The 21,129-nt window shown below is 60.2% G+C and carries 19 protein-coding genes and 3 pseudogenes; 16 read left to right on the forward strand and 6 right to left on the reverse strand.

The window, feature by feature from the left end; translation table 11 throughout:
- The first annotated feature begins 43 nt into the window (after positions 1 to 43).
- The 11 genes and pseudogenes from J2X42_RS09240 to J2X42_RS09285 all read left to right on the forward strand — a co-directional run.
- On the forward strand, positions 44 to 1,390 hold the full coding sequence (locus J2X42_RS09240) for an extracellular solute-binding protein (RefSeq protein WP_310164455.1): 1,347 nt from the start codon (positions 44 to 46) through the stop codon (positions 1,388 to 1,390).
- A 2-nt stretch (positions 1,391 to 1,392) separates the two neighbouring features.
- Positions 1,393 to 2,337 (forward strand): sugar ABC transporter permease, encoded by a 945-nt coding sequence (locus J2X42_RS09245; protein ID WP_310164457.1) that lies wholly within the window; start codon positions 1,393 to 1,395, stop codon positions 2,335 to 2,337.
- A 2-nt stretch (positions 2,338 to 2,339) separates the two neighbouring features.
- Positions 2,340 to 3,164, forward strand: a complete 825-nt coding sequence (locus tag J2X42_RS09250; RefSeq protein WP_310164459.1) for a carbohydrate ABC transporter permease — start codon at positions 2,340 to 2,342, stop codon at positions 3,162 to 3,164.
- Between the two features lie 274 nt (positions 3,165 to 3,438).
- Positions 3,439 to 3,561 (forward strand): annotated as a pseudogene (locus J2X42_RS23380) (LacI family DNA-binding transcriptional regulator); the annotation flags it as partial.
- A gap of 45 nt (positions 3,562 to 3,606) precedes the next feature.
- Positions 3,607 to 3,975, forward strand: a complete 369-nt coding sequence (locus J2X42_RS09255) for a hypothetical protein (protein ID WP_310164461.1) — start codon at positions 3,607 to 3,609, stop codon at positions 3,973 to 3,975.
- Positions 3,976 to 4,182: 207 nt separating this feature from the next.
- Positions 4,183 to 5,166 carry a glycosyl hydrolase family 32 gene (locus J2X42_RS09260; protein ID WP_310164463.1) on the forward strand — a complete coding sequence of 328 codons (984 nt, stop codon included), beginning with the start codon at positions 4,183 to 4,185 and terminating at the stop codon, positions 5,164 to 5,166.
- A gap of 179 nt (positions 5,167 to 5,345) precedes the next feature.
- The gene (locus J2X42_RS09265; protein ID WP_310164465.1) at positions 5,346 to 6,044 is read left to right on the forward strand and encodes an alpha/beta hydrolase; all 699 of its coding nucleotides are present in this window, start codon (positions 5,346 to 5,348) and stop codon (positions 6,042 to 6,044) included.
- Positions 6,010 to 7,701: a serine hydrolase gene (locus J2X42_RS09270; RefSeq protein ID WP_310164467.1), complete on the forward strand. Its 1,692-nt coding sequence runs from the start codon at positions 6,010 to 6,012 to the stop codon at positions 7,699 to 7,701. The genes J2X42_RS09265 and J2X42_RS09270 overlap by 35 nt, the downstream gene beginning before the upstream one ends.
- A gap of 32 nt (positions 7,702 to 7,733) precedes the next feature.
- Positions 7,734 to 7,883, forward strand: a complete 150-nt coding sequence (locus J2X42_RS09275; protein ID WP_310164468.1) for a hypothetical protein — start codon at positions 7,734 to 7,736, stop codon at positions 7,881 to 7,883.
- Positions 7,884 to 8,384: 501 nt separating this feature from the next.
- Positions 8,385 to 9,398 carry a LacI family DNA-binding transcriptional regulator gene (locus tag J2X42_RS09280; protein ID WP_310164808.1) on the forward strand — a complete coding sequence of 338 codons (1,014 nt, stop codon included), beginning with the start codon at positions 8,385 to 8,387 and terminating at the stop codon, positions 9,396 to 9,398.
- A 10-nt stretch (positions 9,399 to 9,408) separates the two neighbouring features.
- Positions 9,409 to 9,731 (forward strand): annotated as a pseudogene (locus J2X42_RS09285) (ROK family protein); the annotation flags it as partial.
- 303 nt (positions 9,732 to 10,034) lie between these two features.
- Here J2X42_RS09285 and J2X42_RS09290 read toward each other — a convergent pair.
- Genes J2X42_RS09290 through J2X42_RS09305 form a run of 4 tightly spaced genes read right to left on the reverse strand, consistent with a single transcriptional unit; the run spans position 10,035 to position 13,170 of the window.
- Complete coding sequence (locus J2X42_RS09290) at positions 10,035 to 11,189, reverse strand: alpha/beta fold hydrolase (protein ID WP_310164469.1); 1,155 nt, start codon at positions 11,187 to 11,189, stop codon at positions 10,035 to 10,037.
- 13 nt (positions 11,190 to 11,202) lie between these two features.
- The gene (locus J2X42_RS09295; protein ID WP_310164471.1) at positions 11,203 to 11,652 is read right to left on the reverse strand and encodes a hypothetical protein; all 450 of its coding nucleotides are present in this window, start codon (positions 11,650 to 11,652) and stop codon (positions 11,203 to 11,205) included.
- Entirely contained in the window at positions 11,579 to 12,676 is a 1,098-nt protein-coding gene (locus J2X42_RS09300; RefSeq protein WP_310164473.1) for a hypothetical protein, read from the reverse strand. Before J2X42_RS09300 ends, J2X42_RS09295 begins: the two co-directional genes overlap by 74 nt.
- The gene (locus J2X42_RS09305; protein WP_310164475.1) at positions 12,673 to 13,170 is read right to left on the reverse strand and encodes a hypothetical protein; all 498 of its coding nucleotides are present in this window, start codon (positions 13,168 to 13,170) and stop codon (positions 12,673 to 12,675) included. Before J2X42_RS09305 ends, J2X42_RS09300 begins: the two co-directional genes overlap by 4 nt.
- A gap of 380 nt (positions 13,171 to 13,550) precedes the next feature.
- On the opposite strand from J2X42_RS09305, the gene J2X42_RS09310 reads away from it, so the two are divergent.
- The 5 genes and pseudogenes from J2X42_RS09310 to J2X42_RS09330 all read left to right on the forward strand — a co-directional run.
- Complete coding sequence (locus J2X42_RS09310) at positions 13,551 to 14,585, forward strand: DUF4192 domain-containing protein (protein WP_310164477.1); 1,035 nt, start codon at positions 13,551 to 13,553, stop codon at positions 14,583 to 14,585.
- 602 nt (positions 14,586 to 15,187) lie between these two features.
- Complete coding sequence (locus tag J2X42_RS09315; RefSeq protein WP_310164479.1) at positions 15,188 to 15,409, forward strand: hypothetical protein; 222 nt, start codon at positions 15,188 to 15,190, stop codon at positions 15,407 to 15,409.
- Positions 15,406 to 18,978, forward strand: a complete 3,573-nt coding sequence (gene mobF / locus J2X42_RS09320; RefSeq protein WP_310164481.1) for a MobF family relaxase — start codon at positions 15,406 to 15,408, stop codon at positions 18,976 to 18,978. Before J2X42_RS09315 ends, mobF begins: the two co-directional genes overlap by 4 nt.
- 21 nt (positions 18,979 to 18,999) lie before the next feature.
- On the forward strand, positions 19,000 to 19,560 hold the full coding sequence (locus J2X42_RS09325; protein WP_310164484.1) for a hypothetical protein: 561 nt from the start codon (positions 19,000 to 19,002) through the stop codon (positions 19,558 to 19,560).
- A 117-nt stretch (positions 19,561 to 19,677) separates the two neighbouring features.
- Positions 19,678 to 19,937, forward strand: a pseudogene (locus J2X42_RS09330) (DNA polymerase V subunit UmuC); the annotation flags it as partial.
- Between the two features lie 296 nt (positions 19,938 to 20,233).
- On the opposite strand, the gene J2X42_RS09335 reads toward J2X42_RS09330, so the two are convergent.
- Both J2X42_RS09335 and J2X42_RS09340 read right to left on the reverse strand, forming a co-directional pair.
- Complete coding sequence (locus tag J2X42_RS09335) at positions 20,234 to 20,725, reverse strand: hypothetical protein (protein WP_310164486.1); 492 nt, start codon at positions 20,723 to 20,725, stop codon at positions 20,234 to 20,236.
- The gene (locus J2X42_RS09340) at positions 20,722 to 21,126 is read right to left on the reverse strand and encodes a helix-turn-helix transcriptional regulator (RefSeq protein ID WP_310164488.1); all 405 of its coding nucleotides are present in this window, start codon (positions 21,124 to 21,126) and stop codon (positions 20,722 to 20,724) included. The genes J2X42_RS09335 and J2X42_RS09340 overlap by 4 nt, the downstream gene beginning before the upstream one ends.
- Between the last annotated feature and the right edge of the window lie 3 nt (positions 21,127 to 21,129).

Consider the following 21,129-nt stretch of genomic DNA (forward strand, 5'->3'; position numbering starts at 1 on the left):
ATCCTTTTTCGGCCCGCGGAATCGCGGCCAGCGATGGGACAGAGTGGCGAGCCTGAAGGCAACGGCAGGCATTGCTCTGATGAGCGTGACAGCGTCGGCATTTATGGCCGGCTGTGGCGCCCCTGGCGCAGATAACACCGCCCCGACCAGTGCGCGCAGTATCAGCACGGAGGTCGGCAGCGACCCCGTCACACTCAAAATCACGGCGGGCGACGAAGCACCCGGGGTCAAGGAATTGGGTGCGCTGTTCAGCAAGAAGTACCCCATCGTCACCGTCGAGGTGACTCAGTCTGATTTCCAGACACTGACCACCAGCTTTCTGCGCATAGCTGGAGCCGATGACGCGCCGGACCTGCTTCGGACAGGCAACCTATCGTCACTGGTTAAGAACAAGCTCATCACCAACCTGGACCCTTATGCGGAGGCCTACGGTTGGGACAAGTGGCCTTCATCGCAGTTCGACACTGTACGTGTCAGCGAGGACGGATCCGCGCGGGGTAACGGACCAATCTATGGAACGGGTCCCGGATTTGGGTTCACTGGTGTCTTCTATAACAAGGAGATCGCCGCTCGGATCGGCATGACAACGCCGCCGGCCACACTGGAAGACTTCGAGGCAGCTATGGCCAAAGCCAAGGCGGAAGGCATCCAGCCCATGATCGTCGCCGGAAAGGACCCGATCACCGCTTTCCCATTGCAGGGCCTGGCCATCGATTACGCAGGCAAGACCGCCGACTTCCAGAACTGGGCGCTGAACAAACAGGGAGCCTCCATTGACACTGACGCAATGGTCAAGGCCGCGGCCACGCTGCAGAAGTGGGGCAAGGAGGGGTACCTTCCAGCCGATGTGAACGCCCTAGATATGACGACTGCAAGCGGCCAATTCACCTCCGGCGCTGGCCTTTTCATGGCACAAGGAACGTGGGCGGCACCGCCGATTGATAAAGCCGGCGCGGGTAAATTCGGGTTCTTTGCCTTCCCTGCCTCCAAGGACGGCGGCGTGGTGTCGGCGGCAGCAGCACCCAGCCTGTTTGTGATTCCGACCAAGGCCAAAAACGCAGATGTCGCCGCAGCCTTCCTGAACTTCGTTCACACCGACGCTGAGGCGCGGCAGGTAACCTACGACGTCATCGGCAACGTGCCAGCCGGTCCCGCTGACGGGTCGACGGTGAAGACTAAGGACGGCACGACGATGTCCGACGCCCTGAACGAGTTCAAGAAGGTAAGCGAAGGCGGGGGGCTGACCGAGTTCCTGGCCAACGCCACACCCGGTTTCGCCAATTCGACCTTGACACCTCAGATCCAGCTTCTCCTCGCAGGCAAGGCCACTCCCGAAGGGGTCGCGGCCAAGTTCCAGTCCGATTACCTGGCCCAGCTCAACAGAAAATAGTCATGAAAACGATCACCACTACCTCTGCGGCGCCGGCCCAGGACCCGGCGCCGCAGGCGTTGGCTACTCGTCGTCCGCGCAAGTTCACCGTCCGCCGGGCCGTGCGTGTCCTTTGGATACTGCCGGCACTGGCCCTTTATGGCACATTCGTGCTCTACCCCCTGACGCAAGGAATCCGTTTTTCGTTCTATGACTGGGACGGGGTCGGGGTGGCCACACCTGCTGGCTTCGAGAATTACACGAGAATTTTTACCCAGCCGGAATTCCTGTCGGCCATCGGCCACGCCTTCATCCTGATCATCTTTTTCAGCATCGTCCCGGTTTTCCTTGGTTTGCTGGTGGCAGCGATCATGCGTGAACTGAAACCCGGCCCGTTCAGCACCACTGCCCGTGTCGTGCTCTTCCTGCCTCAGGTCATGCCGTTGGCCGGCGCCGGTATTGCCTGGACCTGGATGTACTCAGAAAACGGGGTCGTCAACCAGATCCTGCGCGGTGTTGGTCTGGGCGCCCTTGCCAAGCCATGGCTCGGTGACTTTGCCTCGGCCCTTTCCGCCGTCGGGTTTATTGGTTCCTGGGTTGCGCTTGGACTGTGCACGATGCTGCTGTTGGCTGGCATTGGCAAAATCGATCATTCGTTCTATGAAGCAGCACAGATTGATGGCGCGGGCCCCGTTCGCCAATTCTTCGCGATCACGCTGCCCAGCCTCCGACGGGAACTTGTCGTTTGTGTCACTGTTACGGTCATTGCTGCGCTTGCGAGTTTCGACGTCATTTTTGTGACCACAAATGGCGGCCCCGGCTTCGAAACAATGGTGCCCAGCGTCTTCGTCTACCGTCTAGCCTTCGTTGACAACCAGGTTGGACAAGCGTCAGCGTTGGCAATTTTCCTCGCGATCCTAATCCTTGCCGTCATCCTGCCCCTGCAGCGGCTCTCTAAGGAAGACTAGAAATGCTGAACACAAAAAGCTCAACCCGGCTGCCAGGGAACCTGATCCTTCTGCTCATGATGGTCGTGACGATACTGCCGCTCCTGAGCATGCTTTTCACCGCCCTTCAACCGCAGGGATCACTCCCTGCGGGACTCTCGTTCCCCCGTGAAGCGCATTGGGAAAACTTTGCCACGGCCTTCGAAACATCCAATTTCCTAGCGCTGGCGCAGTCGTCGACCTTCATCGTCATCGCCACCGTGCCCGCCGCGGTGCTCATCGCAACTCTCGCCGGCTACGGTCTGGCCCACCTACAGATCCCTGGAGAAAGATTTTTCACGGTACTTTTCCTCCTTGGCCTCACCTTACCGATGGAAGCCATCATCACGCCGCTGTTTTATCAGCTAAAAGGCATGGGACTCGTGGGCAGCCAGTGGTCCATAATCCTGCCGCAGATGGCACTTCTGATGCCCTTCGGGGTCTTCTGGATGAGAGCGAACTTCCTTAACGCCTCCAAAGAGCTTTCCGAATCAGCACAACTGGATGGCGCCAATGTATGGCAGGTTTTCCGCCGCATTCATCTTCCTTTGGCCATTCCCGCGTGGGCATCGCTCAGTGTTCTCTACTTCATCTGGACATGGAATCAGTTCCTGCTGGCGATAGTCATGGTCAACGACCCCACGAAGCGGACCATGGCCGGTGCGCTTGGAGCTTTCAAAGCCGAGCGCAGCACGGACTTCGTTCTTCTATGCGCCGGTTCTCTGCTGATCATGCTTCCCTCGCTGCTGATCTTCCTGATCTTCCAACGGCACTTCATCAAGGCCCTGATGCAAGGCGCCGTCAAATAAGCGGCCTCTATACCGACCAGATCATCCGCCAGGATGGGAGCCTTTGCCGGTCGAATCAGTCTGACTTTCGCTTCAGGCCGTGCCTGTACCCACCCAATCATCCTGACGAGGAACAATGCCGCTGGATCCTTTCCTTGAACCATCGTCCGCCCGAGCCTGGCACAAAGAAGCGCTCGACACTCTGCACCGTTTCAACGCATAAAGAAATGACCCCGTGAAACGACGGAAGCCTCTGCTGTCCTGGAGTTCAGATCAAAGGCAACCCACAGCAACTATGAATGACGTCGCTGACATCGCCGGCGTATCTGGGGCGACGGTATCGCGAGTTCTGAGCGGGAAAGTGCCAGTCAACCCATCAACGAGAGCACGGGTTGAGCAAGCCATCAGGCAGATTGGCTATAGGCACAATCGGGTGGCAGGATCACTCGCCGGCGGGCGGACAATGACCATCGGCCTCGCAGTCCCTGTTCAAAACCTCCCGATCTTCGCCTCTTTCACCAGCGCTGTTATTCAGGCCGCCACGCGCCGCGGGTACGCCGTGCTGATCGGGGAATCAAGCGAAGACCATGGACAACATGGCAAGACCCTCACCCTGTTCCTGGAACGCAGAGTCGACGGGATAGTCGTCGCGGGCCGGCATACGTGCCTGCCGACCGAAATCCGGCAGGGCCACACGCCAGCCATCTACATCGACTCAAACGGCCAGCTCGAACACGAAAGAGCAGCAACCCGACTTGGCGCAGAAACGGTCGATCGTCTCCTGAACCGTCTCATGGGAGAGCATTGTTCCCCCAAACCGATTGGCAGTTAGGCCTAAGGCACGTCGACCCGCCCGTTGCGGTCGGTGGACTTTGATTTTGTTGAATCTGTGCACGTGATCGGCCCTCACATTCGACGGGCCTAATTCTGAAGTTGTCTGGGGTGGCAGCACGACCTTGGTCAGACAGACAACGCCCCGCTGCTCACCTTTCAATAGCTCAATAGCGACATCATTCTGATGTCAACGAACGATGTCCTTATGGGCAGCGACGAAAAAAGAAGGGCCATCATGCTCAATCCTGAAGACCGCTGGATCTGGGACTTCTGGCACGCCCACGACGGCGACCTGCACCACCTGTTTTACCTTCAAGCCCCAAAGTCGCTTGGCGACCCCGAACTACGGCACCGTAACGCGACCGTCGGGCACGCAACGTCCTCGGATTTGTCGAACTGGACAGAACACGGAACGATCCTTACGCCAGGAGGGGCCGGAACAATCGATGCAACCGCCACGTGGACAGGGTCTGTCGTCCGTGACCACAACGGGTTGTGGCGAATGTTTTACACCGGCTCAACTTTCCTCAGCGCCGACAACAACAGCAACATCGAAGCGATCGCGTCCGCGGTGTCCGTCGACCTCTACGAGTGGACGAAGGACACTACCTTCGGTCTTCACGCTGACCCAACATGGTACGAAACACTGGGCAGCTCTGACTGGCCCGAAGAGGCATGGCGGGACCCGTGGGTGTACCAGGACAGCGACGGCCTATGGCACATGCTGATCACAGCCCGGGCCAACGCCGGCGAGCTCATGGACCGTGGAGTGGTGGGGCACGCTACTTCCCCGGACTTGGGCATCTGGACCGTGCAACCTCCCATCACAAAACCCGGCGCTGGCTTGGCTCAGCTGGAAGTGCTGCAGACGGTCACCATCGATGGGGACGAATTCATCGTGTTCTCCACCCAGGTCTCAACGCTGACACAGCAGCGCCAGGACATTGGGGAGGAAACCGGTACTTGGATCGCACCCGCGCGTAATGACATCTGCTTGGAGGAGGCAGTTAACCTCACCGGCCCCAGCCTCTACAGCGGCCGGGTCATAGTCCACGACGGGAAGCCGGTGCTCCTGGCATTCCGTGCAGAGAACAGCAATGGCGATTTCCTGGGAGGCATAACTGATCCACTCGAGATCACACTCCTGAATCACAAGCCGGCACTTCTAACAGCCGAGGCACGCTCGTGAAACCACAAGACCCTCCGTGCCTGAGGCACTCTCTTTCCCAAGCACACCGGTAGCCCCAAACAGAGCAACTCCCCAAGTTTCCTTTCGGAGACATCAACTTCAACGAAAGCGTAAAGATGCCCCTTGATGCCTTCTTCAAAGACCGTCTCCGGCCTCTGGAGGGAATAACCGGAAAAATCATGGATTACCCCGAACTCCACAAAGAGTTCATGGCGGTAGCCGGTCCGTGGGAGGTTCCCGACAATGTGTCCATCTCCGAACGGGTTCTTCCGACCGAAGGGACCGGGGTGCGCGTTCGGATCTATGACGGACACTCCCCCACCGCCTCCCGACCAGGCATCGTGTGGATGCATGGTGGCGGCTTCGAGCACGGATCCATCGAGTGGCCGGAGGCGCACGTCGTCTCGGCAGAACTGGCGGCCCGCACCGGTGCCCTCGTGGTGTCCGTGGACTACCGACTTGCCCAGGACGGGATGGTATTCCCGGCTCCCCTGGACGATGTAACTTCCGCCTGGCAATGGCTTGTAGCAGAACGTCAACAGCTGGGAATCACCGGTCCGCTGTTCATTGGTGGTGGCAGCGCCGGCGCAAACCTCGCCGCCGCCGCAAGCATGCGCGAACGCGATCTGGGAAGAACCATCCCAGACGGGATGCTCCTCGCCTACGGCGCATTTCACTTCCCCATTCCAACAGCGGCGGGACCCGCCGCAGACATGAGCGAGGTCCCACCATTCCTGGGCGAACTCGCTGGTCGGGGTATCGAAATCTACCGTAACTACCTCGGATCCATCAACGCTGTACCTGCTTATGCCGCACCGGGGCTAGCTAGGGGATCTCCAAGGAATGCCACCGGCGGCGCTGATAGGAGCCGAATATGACGCGCTGCACCTGTCCAGCGTCATCTTCGCAGAGCAGCTCACGGACGCTGGAGTTGCCTCGACCACGCATATTGCCAAGGGCATGATCCATGGGCACCTGAACTGGGGAATCGGCGCAGATTTTGCAGAAGGCGAACGCAGAATACAGTTCTTCGCCGATTTCATCACCGGTGCCATCAAGCCCGCTCAACCCGCACCCATCCAGAAAGGTAGCAGGCGTCAGATGAACCGGCCGCTCCCACGAAACACCCCGTCCCAGAAGAACGTTGACGCACAGGGAATCACATCTTTCATCGAGGCTCTGGAAACGACACCGAATGTCGAACCGCACAGCATCATGCTTCTACGCTGCGGCAGCGTCATCGCTGAGGGATGGTGGGCCCCCTACAGTCAAGACGGGGTCCAACTGTTGTATTCGCTCAGCAAAACCTTCACGTCCACAGCCATCGGGTTCGCCGTGGAAGAAGGCCTTCTCAATCTGGACGACACCGTACTCAGTCATTTCCCTGAACTGGACAACGAAATAACCGATCCCCGAATGCGCGCCTTGCAGGTGGGTCACGTACTTACGATGGCGAGCGGCCATCGGGAGGACACTTGGGAGCGGGCCCAGCAAACCGATCCGACAAACGCGCTCCGCGGCTTCCTGCTCACACCACAGGACAGCGATCCCGGAACCATCTTCGCCTACAACCAGCCTTGTACGCTTGCCTTGGCCGCCATCCTTCAGGAAATCAGTGGTCAATCACTCGTCGAGTTCCTACGGCCCCGTTTATTCGATCCGCTTGGAATCGGTGAAGTAGCTTGGCTCAGTGACGATTCTGGCCGTCAACTTGGTTTCAGTGGGATGTTTGCACAGACTGACGCTATCGCACGTCTGGGCCAGTTTTACCTCCAAAGAGGAAGGTGGGACGGGCGCCAACTGCTGTCAGCCTCGTGGATCGATCAAGCAACGTCCAAGCAGGTCAGCACTGAAACCCTCGATCATCCTGACTGGCAGCAGGGCTATGGATTCCAGCTCTGGATGTCCCGGCACGGGTACCGCGGCGACGGCGTGTACGGACAGTTCTGCGTTGTGCTCCCCGAACACGACGCCGTGCTTGCTTTCACCGGCCAGAGCCTGGACATGGACAAGGTTCTGGCCCTTGCCTGGGAGCACCTGGTCCCGGCTTTCGACCGCACCACCTCCTCATCGGCACAACCAAAAGCGGACCTCGCGCTCGTGGAACGCCTCGTCACCTTGGCTCTGCCCCCTAGAACACATGCAGAGCACCTCCCGTCACCTCGCGCCCAGGTTTTCGAAGCAGCGCCAGGAAACGATCAGCCTCACCTCGTAAGGATCGAACTCCGGCCCGACGAGAACGCTCGTCAGTGGGAACTCACCCTCATTGAGGGAACCGAACGCATCATCATCACACCCGGCCTCGGAACCTGGAAGACCACACCGACCACCGCAGCAAGTGCCGGGCCCGCACTGGGGGAAGACGGGACCACCACCGACTCCAAAATCGCTGTTGATGTCATCTTCCTTGAAACTCCGCACCGCCTCCACCTCGTACTGGACCCTATCAATTCCACCTTCTCCGCAAAATGGGCAACGACGCCGCTCCACCAGCTGCCGCTTCACGAGATGTGCAGCCCGAAACGGCTCCCCTAACCCCACGCTCCTGCCCAATGAAGGAGGCAGATATGCCCACCAGTTCAGCTCTCAGCAGGTGCCATCCCCGAAGGCCCACGGCACTTATCGATCTTCCGGATCCTGCCACCAAGGCCGTCAGCATCGAGAACCATGCCGGTTCTGGGGAGCACCATCTCACTGCGCTGCCCGGCCTGTCCTAGGCCGGATCATTCTTGGCGTCTTGACGCGCAGACACTCCTCGTGCCGGATGAACGCGGACGCATAGTTCCCAAGGAATCATCTTGGCTTTTCAGTCTTCGAAAGGCATCAATGCTCCAGCCCTTAGCCCAAACCAACTCCGAATTTAGACTAGACGTCCTTGTCGATGACCCACAGGATCTGGGTCCGCTCTTAGATCAGGCGGTACAGCGACTGATTCCAGCAGCACTAGAACGCCGGCAGGGCATTCTCGTTACCCAAGTCTTCCCTGACAAATACACCGTGGAAGTCCACCAAGACGTCCTGTGCGGGGTGGTCCAGGAAAGACGAATCGACCCAAGCGCAGACAAGCCTCAGTTGTAGACCACGGGCATGACCTGAAAAGGCACTTGCAGCCTTCATGCAGCCCGCTATCACGACTGGAGGCAACCGCGATGAGAAGTACGAGGGGCCGGGCGATGTCCGATCGTTACCAACCACCTCTGTCCCCGACGCGACCCACGATGCGCCACGTGGCGGCACTCGCGGGTGTCGGAATCAAGACCGTTTCCCGCGTGATCAACGACGAGGCCGGGGTGTCTGAGGCCACTCGGCAAAAGGTGCTCGATGCCATCGCGCAGCTCAACTACCAGCTGGACGTCACGGCCGGCAGCCTCCGGCGGGCGGGCAGAAGGAACCTCTCGGTTGGCCTCCTGCTGCCCAGCGTCTCCGACCCATTCAGCGGTGAGATACACCGGGCCATGGAGGATGCTCTTGGCGCCCGGGGAATAGCCGTTTTCGCCGCCAGCCTCGACGACGAACCTAAACGGGAGCAGGCCATCATCGCAGCTTTCCTGGGCAGGCGGGTCGACGGCCTGGTCCTGACACCGATCGCTAAAAACCAGGCCTATATGATTCCGGAGCACTCCAGAAACCTGCCAATGGTCTTTATTGACCGGGAGCCGGTAGGGGTTGAGGCTGATGCTGTGGTCACTGACAACGCAGTGGGCGCGGGCAGAGCGGCGGCACATCTGCTGATGCACGGACACACCAAGTTGGCCTACCTGGGCGACCGCACAGACATCCAAACCGCGCGAGAGCGCCGGCGGGGCTTTCTCGAGGAGGTCGGTGGGGCAGGAATTCCAACCTCCGCACTGCCTGTCATCGACGATCTTCATGATGAGGAAGCAGCGAGGCGGGCAGCCCTGGAACTGTTGAGCTCCGAGGATCCTCCGACGGCAATCTTCTCCAGCCAGAACCTCGTCACCTTCGGAACGATGCGCGCGCTGAAGGAGCTCGGCGCACACAAGCGTGTGGCACTTGTCGGTTTTGACGACTTTACGCTTGCCGACATGGTGGACCCCGGGGTTACGGTCATCGCTCAACACCCGGAGCGGATTGGCGTCAAGTCAGCCGAACGGCTCCTGGCCAGAATCGACGGCGACGATCAACCTCCGCGGACCTACATTGTCCCCTCCGAGCTCAACCAAAGAGGCTCCGGCGAAATCCGCCCGGCGCTGCCGGCACCGTCCTCGTGATCACTCTGGGCTGGTCCCGAACACGGAATTGGGTCACCTTGGAAATCGATGGCCACAACGCCGGAAGAAGCGCCTCAGCCGTTGCCCTGGAAAGGCCGGCAGGTCGCGGGACGATACAGCTTTGTGCTGCAGCGCTGCTTATCCCACGTCGAGTTCTTGTTCTCCCCCGAACTGGTCATCGGCGGCGGCATCTCGCAGCGGTCACACGACTTCCTGCCCAGCCTAAAGCTCTGCACGCCCATCGTGCCTGCAGTCCTTTGCAACGAAGCAGGCATCATCGGTGCTGCAGGCGAAGCTGCATCCAATCATCTAGAAATCCCAACGCCCACATGAGTGCACAACGGCGCATATCGGTCATCAACGAATAACGGCCCTGCGCTCCTCCAGGGTGAATTCAAGTACACCCCAACCTGACGTCAGGATGCCTGTCTCGGGATTGTCAGGTTAGGGTCTCATTCACATTCATTGACGCGGTCGGGCCACGAGCCACATCCCTGATACTCCAACCTGACACTTTGGTCGGCCGATCGGGGAAAACGCCCCGAGTCCACAGCCGACGCCGAAACGCATCTCAAGACCGCCGGAACCCAATGATGCCTCAGCGCATGGACTTCGCCGGGAAGCTTTTCCTTGGACTCAAACTCCCACGGCATACTTCGAGTCCAGCAACGCGACTACAGCGCTCTCCCATCGCGCGGGATCCACATTCCACTCCTGAGAATGCCCCACGGAGTCGAAAGGAACGAGACGGAGTAGGTCGGGGCGCAGACCGGCGATGAGCTGTGACACTTGAAATGGTGTTGATGGATCGCCATCTCCATGCAGCACGAGCGTGGGGTTCTTGATCGCTTCGGCCCGCTTCAGCCAATCCATGTGCGCGAAGTTGATGGGATCCTGCAACCCAGTAACGAAGCCCATAATCGGTGATTGCAGCATACGCAGGCCAAGCGACGCAATTGAACGCGGTAGTCCGCTGGCACTGGCGTTTTCGGTCAGCGTCCTAACCCAGTCAAATACAGGCGCGTCTAAGACCATCCCCGAAATTCGCTTCGAGTGGGCGGATTGGTCGGCAACACGCAAGGCGATGGAGCCCCCAAGTGACCATCCGAACAGCACAATCTTCTGAGACCCGTTGTCGACGGCATACTGAACGGCGGCCTCAACGTCCCGCCATTCTGACTGCCCGAGATTATACCGACCATCGGTTGACGGTGGTGCTTCCCCATCATTCCGGAACGAGACAACCAACGATGTGTAGCCGCAGCGCACAGCCACCGGCACTCCGCGAAGGGCGCCGGACCGCTTTCCGCCCATTCCGTGAATATGAATTGCCCAGGCATTCGGCTCTGCCGATGCCTCCGCCGCTTCGAACTTCCAGGCCGGCGCTACGCCGCCCTCCACGGGTATCTCGACATCACTGTACGGCAATCCCAGCTGGTCCGGTTTGGAAAAAACATAGGCACTCCAGATCCCTGCCGTCGCACCCCGAAGATCCCCCGCGTCGACGCGCTCAACAACTCGCGTCACTGTACCGGCGTCAGGATCTCTGGCTACCACAGGCCCGACGCAAGCATGCCCAGTGCCGTTCGCAAACCAAATGCTGTATCGCCCCGTCGCGGATGTCTGCGGCGACGCTGGCAGCTCCACCAACAGCGCTCCGTCAGCACCGAAGAAGACCCGCCGGATGGGCAGGTCCTCCTTCCGCGTGGTCTTGGGCACCACAACCTGGCGAGCGAAGTAAGCGGCACCGAGGAACGCTGCCGACGCTGCGATTCCGGCAATTGCCGTCAATCCCACCAGGACCCTACGAACCGCCGTCGTCTCCCCCACCGCCCAACCGCTCATCGATTACCTTTCGGAGTTGCACCAAAGTTTCCGGCGAGATGCCCTGGAGTTGCCTCGCCGCAAAGCTTCGCACCCGAGCTTCCCGCATTGTGCGCAGGAGCTGAAGTTGGGCATCGACGAGGTCTGGAACTTCGTTGGTTTCGTCCAGCAGATAGTTGGAGTCGACGCCGAAGAACTCTGCGAGATTCCGGAGCAAGGCTGCATCCGTGGCCAAGGACCTGTCTCCACTGCGCATATAGGCCCACCGCGAGCGCGACAACGGCGTCCCACGCTGTGCCATGTGCTGGCTGATCTGCGGATACGTCAGCGGTTCTGAGCCCTGGGATTCGAACAGGTCAAGCAGGAGGTTGAGCTTGCGGGCGAGCCGGGCTTGTGGCGTCTCCCGAGGTTCGTCGGCCGTGTCTGCCACGAATTGCCGTCCTCCTTTCGATGTCCCCTAGCCTTCTATGCGGATCTACCCGTTGGCGCGCCGCCAGGTACTCCTCGGCTCGTGCCAGCACCTGAACGTCTCGATTGCTCAATAACTTACCAAGCGCTGGATCTACCAGCAGCGCATCTTGGGTCTCTACGAGCATCCTATGAAGGCGCCATCTCGCGGAGTCACGCTGGTCGGCATTGCTTGCACCTGAATCAAGCCGAACCTCCGTTCGGGTACCAGTGGTCTTTTCCCAAACCTCCGTGAGCCCGCTGACCAGAACGGACTCAGTTTTCGCCTCGCTCCTTCGGGCAAAACGGCGGGCGACCGGCGGGAGTGCCAGCCCTGCACAGAGAAAGGTCATGGCTCCAATCACTGCGCCGTCGTAAACCACCGATAAGGCACGCATCGAATCCAGGTCGCCGAGCAGATGGAAGATGTCCATCCCCAGGACTGCCAAGACCACCACCACCGCGAGCGCGCAGCCCACACCAATCAGCGTGAATGCGATGCGGAAGTAAGGCCGGCTCATATCTCCACGGAACCTGAAGCACGTATAGCCCGTCACGCCCACAACTACGCCAATATACACAAACTGCACCGCAGAATAGACGGCCGCAATCCACTGCCCGCCGTAGTCCAGCATGAAGCTGGTCGACGTTCGGGGAGCATCTATCAAGCTGAAGGTCATCATGAGAGCCACGACCACCAAGCCCAGGACGGTCAAACCGAATCTGTCCGGCGTAGCGGGCGATTCGCTGGGATCGGCAGCGTGGAGGATCGCCCTCGACAAGAAGTAGATTCCGACGACCATGAGCGTGTTGGAGCACAGGTCCAACACGTTTCGACCACCCAGGACCGCATCGCCGGCGACATACACGGGATCGATGTTGAGAGTGAGTGCGGTAGCTATGGTCACAGCTGCCGCGAGGATGCTGTGGTCGCTTCGGCGTCTCACCCCTGGCAGCAGGCACAGGACCAATCCCCAGATGACGGCGGCCGCAATGGTCTGGATCATCCGAAGACTCTCTCGAACGATCGGGGTTCAACCGTGCTGTCCCTGATGGCGGCTGCAAAGAGATCCGCCAAAGTCTCGGCTGCTGCCTCCACCTGATCGACAAAACTGCTCCGCATCAGGACCCGCCTGACCATCGCCTCGGGAATGTCAGGAAAGAGGATGCTGGCATAGTCTTTCGGAACGCCTACCTCATCGTGCCGCAGGACCATGTGGCCCAGCTCGTGGAGAACGAATTGCTGGCGATGAAGCGCCGATGGAGTCGCGGCATGGAGGATGATTTCCTTCGTGTCTGTTGAGAGCCACAGCCCGCAGACGGTACCGCCATTGAGTCCATCGGCAACATCGATGGTTATGGGACGATTGCGGATCGACTCGACTACCGCGACCAGCCGCTCGAGCGTGAGATGCGCCGGCAGCCGAAGCGAATTGAATGCCAGCGCCGCATTGTTCGCTGGCGTTGCATTCACGACGAATGAAGGATTTTCCATTGCCATCCCGTCATCGCATCTGCCGGCCAGGTGAGGCGACCGACCCGACGTCGAGCGGTCCAGGGGCGCAGGAACGTCGTAACTACTATTGAACCTCTCTGGCTCTGGACATGTCCAGAGCAAAAGCGATTGCCTTCCAAGAGTCTTACTGCTGCAAGCCATTCGGATGTGGCCGTAGGTTTCTGACAACAGAATTCGGCGTCCGTCATGCCGCCAACTTCCAATTTCGCCATGAATTGTCGGGAAGCAATTTTGCTTTGTCATTTTGATAATCCACGTTCGCTGTCCAACGGGACACAGCTTCCTGACCAGCGACTGCCGTTTTCAGGATGCCCATTCATCCAAAGCCCGGGCTCACGGCTCGCGCTGAGCCGGAGGAACAGGAAATGGAAACACTCGCTATCAAAACTCCCGCTGATGCTCTCAGCTTCATTGGCCACGCTCTTGGTTTCTGGCCCAAGGAAAGTCTGGTCTGCGTCACGCTGAACAAGCAGCGAATCATTGGTGCCACCCTGCGGGTGGATCTACCCAAGAACGACGGCGGTCGCCTCCAGTATGCGCGAATCGTCGCCGAATACGTCAAGAGTGATGTGAATGCCGAGAGCGTCCTATTTGCTGTGTACACGTCAGAGCCGTGGCGCCCAGGCCACGAAAAACCTCATGCAAAGACGGTGGCGGCGCTGACTGGTGCTTTGGCCGAATGCGGACTCTCCATCCGGGACGGATTGCTGGTCGGCGACGACGCCTGCCTTCCCTACGACAGCAACCAACTGAACATCCCTTCAATGCCTTTGGCGGCGACGCAGTCAAGCGCTATCAATGCGGAGTTCGTCTATCGCGGCAGCACTATCGGTTCAAGCGCGATCACCCTGCCCGCCCCGTCCAAGGAAACCATCGCGAGAGACGCAGTTTCTGATCAGATCGAGGCAATTCGAAAACTGCCTGGCCACGAAGCCATGGATCAGGCCCGGAGCCTCTGGCGCTCAATGCTGGAGGGCGAGAGCTACCCAACGGACGACGAAACGGTGACCCTGATCGCCAACTTCCAATTCGTGGCTCTCCGCGACAGACTCATGGCGGACATCCCCGGACTCGATGAGCCGCTCGAGTTGGTCCTGCTGGGTCAGACTCAGGGTAAGCCGCAGTGGTCGAGGGTTGAGTGGGCCCAGCAGTTGCTGCTGCACGCCTACACCCACTGCAGTTCCGAACACTCGGCCGCCCTGCTGACAACCATCGGATACATCAACTGGTGGGAGGGCCGAGGCAGCAAAGCCCATCAGTTCATGCAACTCGCCCTCGAAGCGGACCCCTCGTATCGACTGGCAAGGCTCAGCGACCAGATGGTCGGCTGCGGAATGCTTCCCTCATGGAGCACCGACAAGAACAAGGCATTCGGCCCCAGCGGTCTCGAAGCCTCATGAAGTAGAAATCAGTCAAGAACATATCCAAGAACCGCCGACTTCGCGTCGGCGGTTCTTTTGCATCCCCGTTGCCCGTCAACTCCCCATGGTGCCTCGGCACCTTTTCTCCCCCCGCACATAGCCGTCTGCACCAGCGGCCTCCGCCGACTCCGCCTTTCCGGCCCGCTCTGTCCCCGCAGCCAGGCCCCAAAGCGCTCTCACACCTCTGGCATCCAAGGCGAGCGCCGTGGGCAGTCGCTCACGCCAAGTCATGTCGGCGCCGTCGAAACCGCTGATGAACGAGCGTGAAGAAAAAGACTTGCGAGGAATGCCGTACAGCATTCGACGCGTCCCGCAATGGACAGCGGTTCTGCAGTACGCGGTGCGCCAACAGACAGCGCGACCGCCGGCGCCGGCAGAAGAAGCAGCTACTGGCGGGGCGATCCATCCCCCTAGCCGTTGCCCTCGGAACCTCCGAGACTGAGCCCGCTTCCCTCAGCACTACTGAACCACGCACCCGCGGGCGCTATCGCGAAGCAGCAACCAGACGCTGCCAACCTGCCATTGATGACCTGCAAACAAGACTCAGATCCCAGTCGCTGGACCTCGAGCATGCTGAAGCTGTGAACGCCGAGCAGCAGGCCCGTATCAGCAGTCTGCAAGGGGAACTGGCTCATCTCAAGCGGGCACAGCGAATCAACATCAAGGATCTGGCCCACGTCGCGGCCAGGCTGCTCGCTGTCACCAAGGCCAAGAGCCTCCCACTCGACCCAGGGACCGTCGAGATTCTCCGCCGCCGCGGTTGGATCTCACAGAAGCGCAGAGCGGAAGCCCTGCGGCCATGACCATGTCCATAGCCAGACTCTCGGCGCAGTCGGGCCTGAAGTATCTCTTCAAGACAACCATGATGGATGACCTGCAGGTGACTCCCACCGACGCCACCACGTACTACATGAAAGCAGGAACCCCGCCGGGCAGGTGGTTGGGTTCTGGCCTCAGCGGCATCGACCGCGCATCGGGGGACACCGTCACGGAGGCGGACGCCAAAGCCCTCTTCGACCACGCTGTCCACCCCGATACCGGGGCCCCTCTAGGCCGAACCTACGGACAACCCACCATCGCGCAATCCAACGTGAGCCAAACAGCCAAACGTCGTGCCGTCGTCGGATTCGACCTGACCTTTAGCGTTCCAAAATCAGTCTCCGTCCTTTGGGCCCTGAGCCACCGAACGGTGCAGGACCAGATCCTGGATACACATCACGAAGCCGTCGAAGCCACCCTCAAGTGGCTCGAAGAGTTCGTCATCCATACACGGGCCGGCCGCAACGGTGTAGCCCACATCGGCACGTACGGGGCAATCGCTGCGGCCTTTGACCACTGGGAGTCTCGCGCAGGAGACCCGCAGCTGCACACTCACTTGGTCATCGCCAACCGTGTCCAGCGCATCACCGACGAAGCCTGGGTCACCCTGGACTCACGGACCCTGTACAAGGCGGCGGTCGCGGCGAGCGAGCATTACAACGGTCTCCTCTTCGATGCTCTCCAGCGGAGCATCGGCACAGACACCGAGATCCGTGCGCCAGCCGCCAACACTCATAATCCAAGCCAGCAGCTCAGCGGGGTCGACGAAGCACTGATCCGAGAATTCTCGAACCGCTCGCGGCTGATCGACGTAGAAACGGACCGTCTTGTGGCCATATGGGCTAGTGAGCATGGCAGGCACCCAACGGCCACGACGATCGTGAAGCTCAGGCAGCAGGCGACGCTCTCAACCCGGGCGCCGAAAACGGAGGCTGTCACACCGCTCCACATGCTCTCCAGGCAGTGGCAGGCGCGCGCCATGAGGCTGGGTTACAACCCCAGCCGCGTCCTCAATGAAACAATTCGACGCTCACGAACGTCCCCTTTCCGCAGCTATGACTTCACCACAAATTGGACCGATACCGTGGCCACAATCGTCAAGGATCGTGTGGCGGCGAAACGCTCCACTTGGAACCGCTGGAATCTGCTCGCCGAGGCCGAGCGTGTCTGCGCCGAAATCCGGTGCCTGACGCCCGAGGATCGAAACCGCCTGATCTGCTCCATTGCGAGCGCCGCTGAGCGTCAGTCAGTTCCGCTCAACGAATACCGGTACAGCGTCGACGCGAATGCGGCACCCGATCTGCGCCGTGGGCAGCAGAGCGTGTTTGATTTCCATGGCTTGCGGCTCTACACCGACGCGGCGACCCTTGCGTGTGAGGAGGTGGTCATGGAGGCCAGGAATCACGACGGCGGACCTGCCGTGAGTGCCCCAGTCACCATGGATTCACTCGACTCCTACCTGCACAACGGCCGCTTCGAACTGCACGCCGACCAACGGGTCGCCGCTGCCAAGGTTCTGCTAAGCGGAAACCGACTCGACGCCGTCGTAGGCCCGGCAGGCACGGGCAAAACCACCACCCTCGGTGCCGTGAAGGCCGCTTGGGAGTCAGAGTTCGGCCGCGGAAGTGTCGTGGGATTGGCGCCAGCGGCGGCGAGCGCCGAAGTGCTTGGAAGGGAACTGGCCATGGTTACGGAGAACGTTGCGAAGTGGTTGTATGAGTCCGTCGGGAATGCGGCCAGCCAACGAGCCGCACGGTTCTTCGATCTGGAGCGCCAACTCGTCTTCGAGGTGAATCCTCAAAGCCTGCGGCGAACCCGGCTCGCACAGGAGACCGCTCGATTGGCCGCTGAACAGAACAGGTGGCATTTCCACCCGAACCAGCTCGTTGTGGTTGACGAAGCGTCCATGGTGTCGACGCTTCAACTCGCCGCGCTCGTGCACCAAGCACAAGACGCTGGGGCCAAAATCCTATTAGTGGGCGATCCTGCCCAACTGGATGCCATCGACGCGGGCGGCGTTCTCGGCTGGCTGGACCGGCAGGGAAAGACCGCGAGGCTCAGTACCATCTGGCGGTTCGAACAGGAATGGGAACGGGATGCATCGCTGAAGCTCCGGTCGGGAGACCTTGAGGCCATCGCCGCATACGATCAGCGCGGTCGCATCCGGCACGGCGTTTATCTGAACATGGTCGACCAGGCCTACGGGAACTGGCAGTCTGATGTCAGGTCGGGGAAATCGTCCATCCTCATCGCCGCTGACAACGACACGGTCAGCATGCTCAACGAACGCGCCCAGGCGGATCTGGTGGTCCAAGGTGTTGTCGACGCCGAGCACGCTGTTCTGCTTAGTGACGGGCTGAAGGCTAGCCGGGGTGACACCGTCATCGCCCGGCAGAACGACCGAACCATCTGGGACACAAACGGCGACTTCGTGCGGAACGGAACCATGCTCGACGTCGTCCGCGTTACCGACCGGGGTGGCTCTCTTGTAGCAGTCCGCCGGGACAACGGGGCGGCGGTGACGCTGCCGCACCATTACGTCTCGTCCTCACTTGAGTTGGGTTACGCGACGACGGCACATCGTTCGCAAGGCCTCACAGTGGATAGCGGCCACACCGTGGTAACGCGCGGGCGACTTACGCGTGAACTGCTGTATGTGAGCATGACCCGGGGCAGGGAGGGCAATTACGCCTACATCAGCGAGAACGATCCCTTCGATCACGATGCCCTGGACCCGTCCGTGCAACCGTCATGGCGAGAGATAATCGGTGAAGTTTTGGCCGCTGAAGGCGCCGAACGGACCGCCCATGAGGTCCGGGCTGCAGAACTTTCCAAGGCCGACAGCCTGGAACGGCTCAGCGCCGAGTACGACTACCTTGCCCAGATCGCAGCCGGTGAGGACTTGGCTAAGCTCCTCCAGTCTTGTGCGCCGGGGCGGATCGGCGAGCTCCAGCAATCACCGTCATGGGGTGCAACCGTCACCGCTTGGCGCCGCAGCAGTGCTGCAAGCCGTCCAAGCGCACAGCGTCTTGTCGTCGAAGCGCTGGATTCCGGCGCGCCTGCTCGAGACCTAACGTCCGTCATCCACTCCCGGCTCCGCAGCTTATTGTCGGGTTTGCCGTCGGCTGGCTATCCAGTACTACCCGAGACGCTTCGCACGGACCGCCCGGATTTGGCTGCCATGATCAGCCAGGTAACCAACCGGATGCGGCGCAGATCCGAGGCCGTCGTGACAGCAGCGGTGACGTCGGAGACGGAGTGGAAGCGTGATCTCCTGACGTTCATAGGGCCAGCAGGACCGGAAGACGCGAACAGCCTCATTCGCACGGTCGCGATCTTCAGAGATCGGTGGGGCATTGACCACTCCCCGCTGCCGCTGGGACCCGTGCCTCCCGACTACGAGTGGGAACAGAGACTGCAGCGGACAGAAATCGAACGACGCATGTCCCAGGCGAGTCACCAATCCTCGGTCGCCCCGCTGCAGATCGGAGCCTGGTCAGAGGAGCTCGACATCAGCGATTCAAGCCTTAGTAATGTCGGCTGGCAGCTCTAAACTGGACAGCAGTAGGCAATCATGAGCACGAACCCAGTCATCAGGCCAAAATTGGCGACCCCCGCACTGGTACTGACCAGCGTGGTGTATCTCATTGCGGTTGCTTACTTACTGGTCGCCCTGATCCGCGGGGCGTCCCCTGAGATTCTGATGGTCGGCTGCCTTGCCCTGCTCGTGGTTGCGGGAACGTTAGGTTCAATTTGGCTGGCACGTATCCGCCGGCGTCGCAAATGGATGGTGGACGCCGGCGAGAAGTGGCACTACTTCGACGACGCACGCAGCAGTCACCGGACGACAACCGAAATCACAGTGCTCAGCGTTGACGCCCTGGAGCCTACCGGGTCCTGGATCACCGTCAACTGGAACCGCTTCGACCACATTCAGCGGGCTTGGATCGAAGCGACGCCCGATCCGATCTGGCCCGGATCCGTTGTACTAATGACTCCGGATCCCGCCCAAGTCAGTCCTGGTCAGCCGTGGCCACAGACGTACTACATACGGGCCTCCGATCTGCTGGCATGGGCTCCGCCTAAGCACCCGGTGAGTCGACTGCGAACGTTCCCAGAGCAGGCCCAGCGGTAACACCGCCCTGATGGCCTAGCGCCGCGCCATGCATATCGTGGCCCTTGGCAGGCGTTGTCAGTGCCTTCCCTTAGGCTCACTGCCGAATCGAACGTATATTCGAATGAGGGAGTGATGATGTCTAGGCCGGCTGTGATGCGGCGGATGCCGCAGATAGTGCACGTGGATGTGAACTGCTTCTACGCGTCCGCGGAGCGGGCGTTCGACCCGTCACCGGAAGGCAAACCCGTCATTGTCCTGTCAAACAACGATGGGTGTGCCGTGACCCGGTCCCCCGAAGCAAAGGCCCTGGGCGAACCTGGTTCAGACTCGCCCCCGCAGGCCAACGAGCGGAGACTCATTGCCCCCTGTCGAGCCATTATGAGCCATACGCGGACAGGTGGCCCAGGAAACGCCAGTCTCCTCGACTTACCCACAGGCGCTCCTCGACCATGGATCTTCCACCGCCGATAGAGAAGCTTGACCGGTCCGCGAGACACGCCCAGAACCCTCGCCGCCGCACTGTCCGCGATGCCTTTCTCCAACCACGCTACAGCGGCCTCGCGCTGATCCCCCGATAACGAACTACGTGCATGCATAAAACTGCTCCCCGAGAGTCGGAACTGAATTTCTCAGTCCAACTTCCGGGGAGCAGTTCACAACATAATTGGGACGGCGGGACCCTTACTCTCGGTCACTTCGTTTTGCTGACCTGCTCGCCCAAAGCGTGAGCAGTGTCATCCGATGTCCTGTCGTGGTCCTCGCCTTGAGCGTCATTGCTCGCACTCTCGCGCTCCTCAAGAATGGATACTTCGATTTCAGGAGCCTTCCAAGGAATGTCGAACTTTTCCGTCAGCCCAAGCATGCCCACAACTGCGGCCGCTTGATGGCGACAGAAGTCGTAAAGGGTTTCTAACGCTTCCGAACCTTCCACCGCAATGGCGTAATCCGCGGCAGTGTCAACGACACCGGTGTTTAGGAACAGCGAACCGATGGTAACCGTGAATCCGGCTTCCTTGGTCGCGCCGTGCAGAGTCCCAATGACCACCCGTCCGTCGTCAGCTACTTCATCCCTGGAGTACGAAGCATCCCACTGTAGATGCTCCTCGGCATCATGGTAGGAATGTGCTTCAATGCTGAGTACCTTCGGGTCTACGAGAATGAAGGCCTTGTTAAAGGTACTCATGGTCGCGGCTGAACCAGCTTCTTGAGCTGATCCACGTCCTGGTGTCGCTCATGGACGTGCGCACTCCGCGGTCCGCCGCTATTGATGTAAGCGTTACGGATCAGTTGCCCGCGGGAAGGAGCGCTGGCCGGCTCTTCGACTTCGATGTCGAGAACAAGACGTGCGCCAAGAACATGGAGGGTTTTTGCAAGGTTCCGGACCGTGATGTTGCGGTCTCCCGCAAGTCTGGCCGTGACCTCGCTGCGGGAAATTTTCAGCATTCTGCCGAGCTCGGATCGCCCGACGTTCGCTTTCTCCATCGCGAGGGCAATCAGCTCACTGGCATCCACCATCGCGGCTTCCTCGGCGTAAACCGCCCCAAATGCGGCGTCCCCCACAGGAAAGACGTTTGACGTCTCCATAGC

Source organism: Arthrobacter sp. BE255, from assembly GCF_031457335.1.
Taxonomy (GTDB): Bacteria; Actinomycetota; Actinomycetes; order Actinomycetales; family Micrococcaceae; genus Arthrobacter.

What these genes read in the sequence shown, in the direction of transcription:
- J2X42_RS09245 (WP_310164457.1), top strand. Translation starts at nt 1,393, where the DNA reads ATGAAAACGATCACCACTACCTCTGCGGCGCCGGCCCAGGACCCGGCG.
- J2X42_RS09250 (WP_310164459.1), top strand. Translation starts at nt 2,340, where the DNA reads ATGCTGAACACAAAAAGCTCAACCCGGCTGCCAGGGAACCTGATCCTT.
- J2X42_RS09255 (WP_310164461.1), top strand. Translation starts at nt 3,607, where the DNA reads ATGACCATCGGCCTCGCAGTCCCTGTTCAAAACCTCCCGATCTTCGCC.
- J2X42_RS09260 (WP_310164463.1), top strand. Translation starts at nt 4,183, where the DNA reads ATGGGCAGCGACGAAAAAAGAAGGGCCATCATGCTCAATCCTGAAGAC.
- J2X42_RS09265 (WP_310164465.1), top strand. Translation starts at nt 5,346, where the DNA reads ATGGATTACCCCGAACTCCACAAAGAGTTCATGGCGGTAGCCGGTCCG.
- J2X42_RS09270 (WP_310164467.1), top strand. Translation starts at nt 6,010, where the DNA reads ATGCCACCGGCGGCGCTGATAGGAGCCGAATATGACGCGCTGCACCTG.
- J2X42_RS09275 (WP_310164468.1), top strand. Translation starts at nt 7,734, where the DNA reads ATGCCCACCAGTTCAGCTCTCAGCAGGTGCCATCCCCGAAGGCCCACG.
- J2X42_RS09280 (WP_310164808.1), top strand. Translation starts at nt 8,385, where the DNA reads ATGCGCCACGTGGCGGCACTCGCGGGTGTCGGAATCAAGACCGTTTCC.
- J2X42_RS09300 (WP_310164473.1), bottom strand. Translation starts at nt 12,676, where the DNA reads ATGATCCAGACCATTGCGGCCGCCGTCATCTGGGGATTGGTCCTGTGC.
- J2X42_RS09305 (WP_310164475.1), bottom strand. Translation starts at nt 13,170, where the DNA reads ATGGCAATGGAAAATCCTTCATTCGTCGTGAATGCAACGCCAGCGAAC.
- J2X42_RS09310 (WP_310164477.1), top strand. Translation starts at nt 13,551, where the DNA reads ATGGAAACACTCGCTATCAAAACTCCCGCTGATGCTCTCAGCTTCATT.
- mobF (WP_310164481.1), top strand. Translation starts at nt 15,406, where the DNA reads ATGACCATGTCCATAGCCAGACTCTCGGCGCAGTCGGGCCTGAAGTAT.
- J2X42_RS09325 (WP_310164484.1), top strand. Translation starts at nt 19,000, where the DNA reads ATGAGCACGAACCCAGTCATCAGGCCAAAATTGGCGACCCCCGCACTG.
- J2X42_RS09335 (WP_310164486.1), bottom strand. Translation starts at nt 20,725, where the DNA reads ATGAGTACCTTTAACAAGGCCTTCATTCTCGTAGACCCGAAGGTACTC.
- J2X42_RS09340 (WP_310164488.1), bottom strand. Translation starts at nt 21,126, where the DNA reads ATGGAGACGTCAAACGTCTTTCCTGTGGGGGACGCCGCATTTGGGGCG.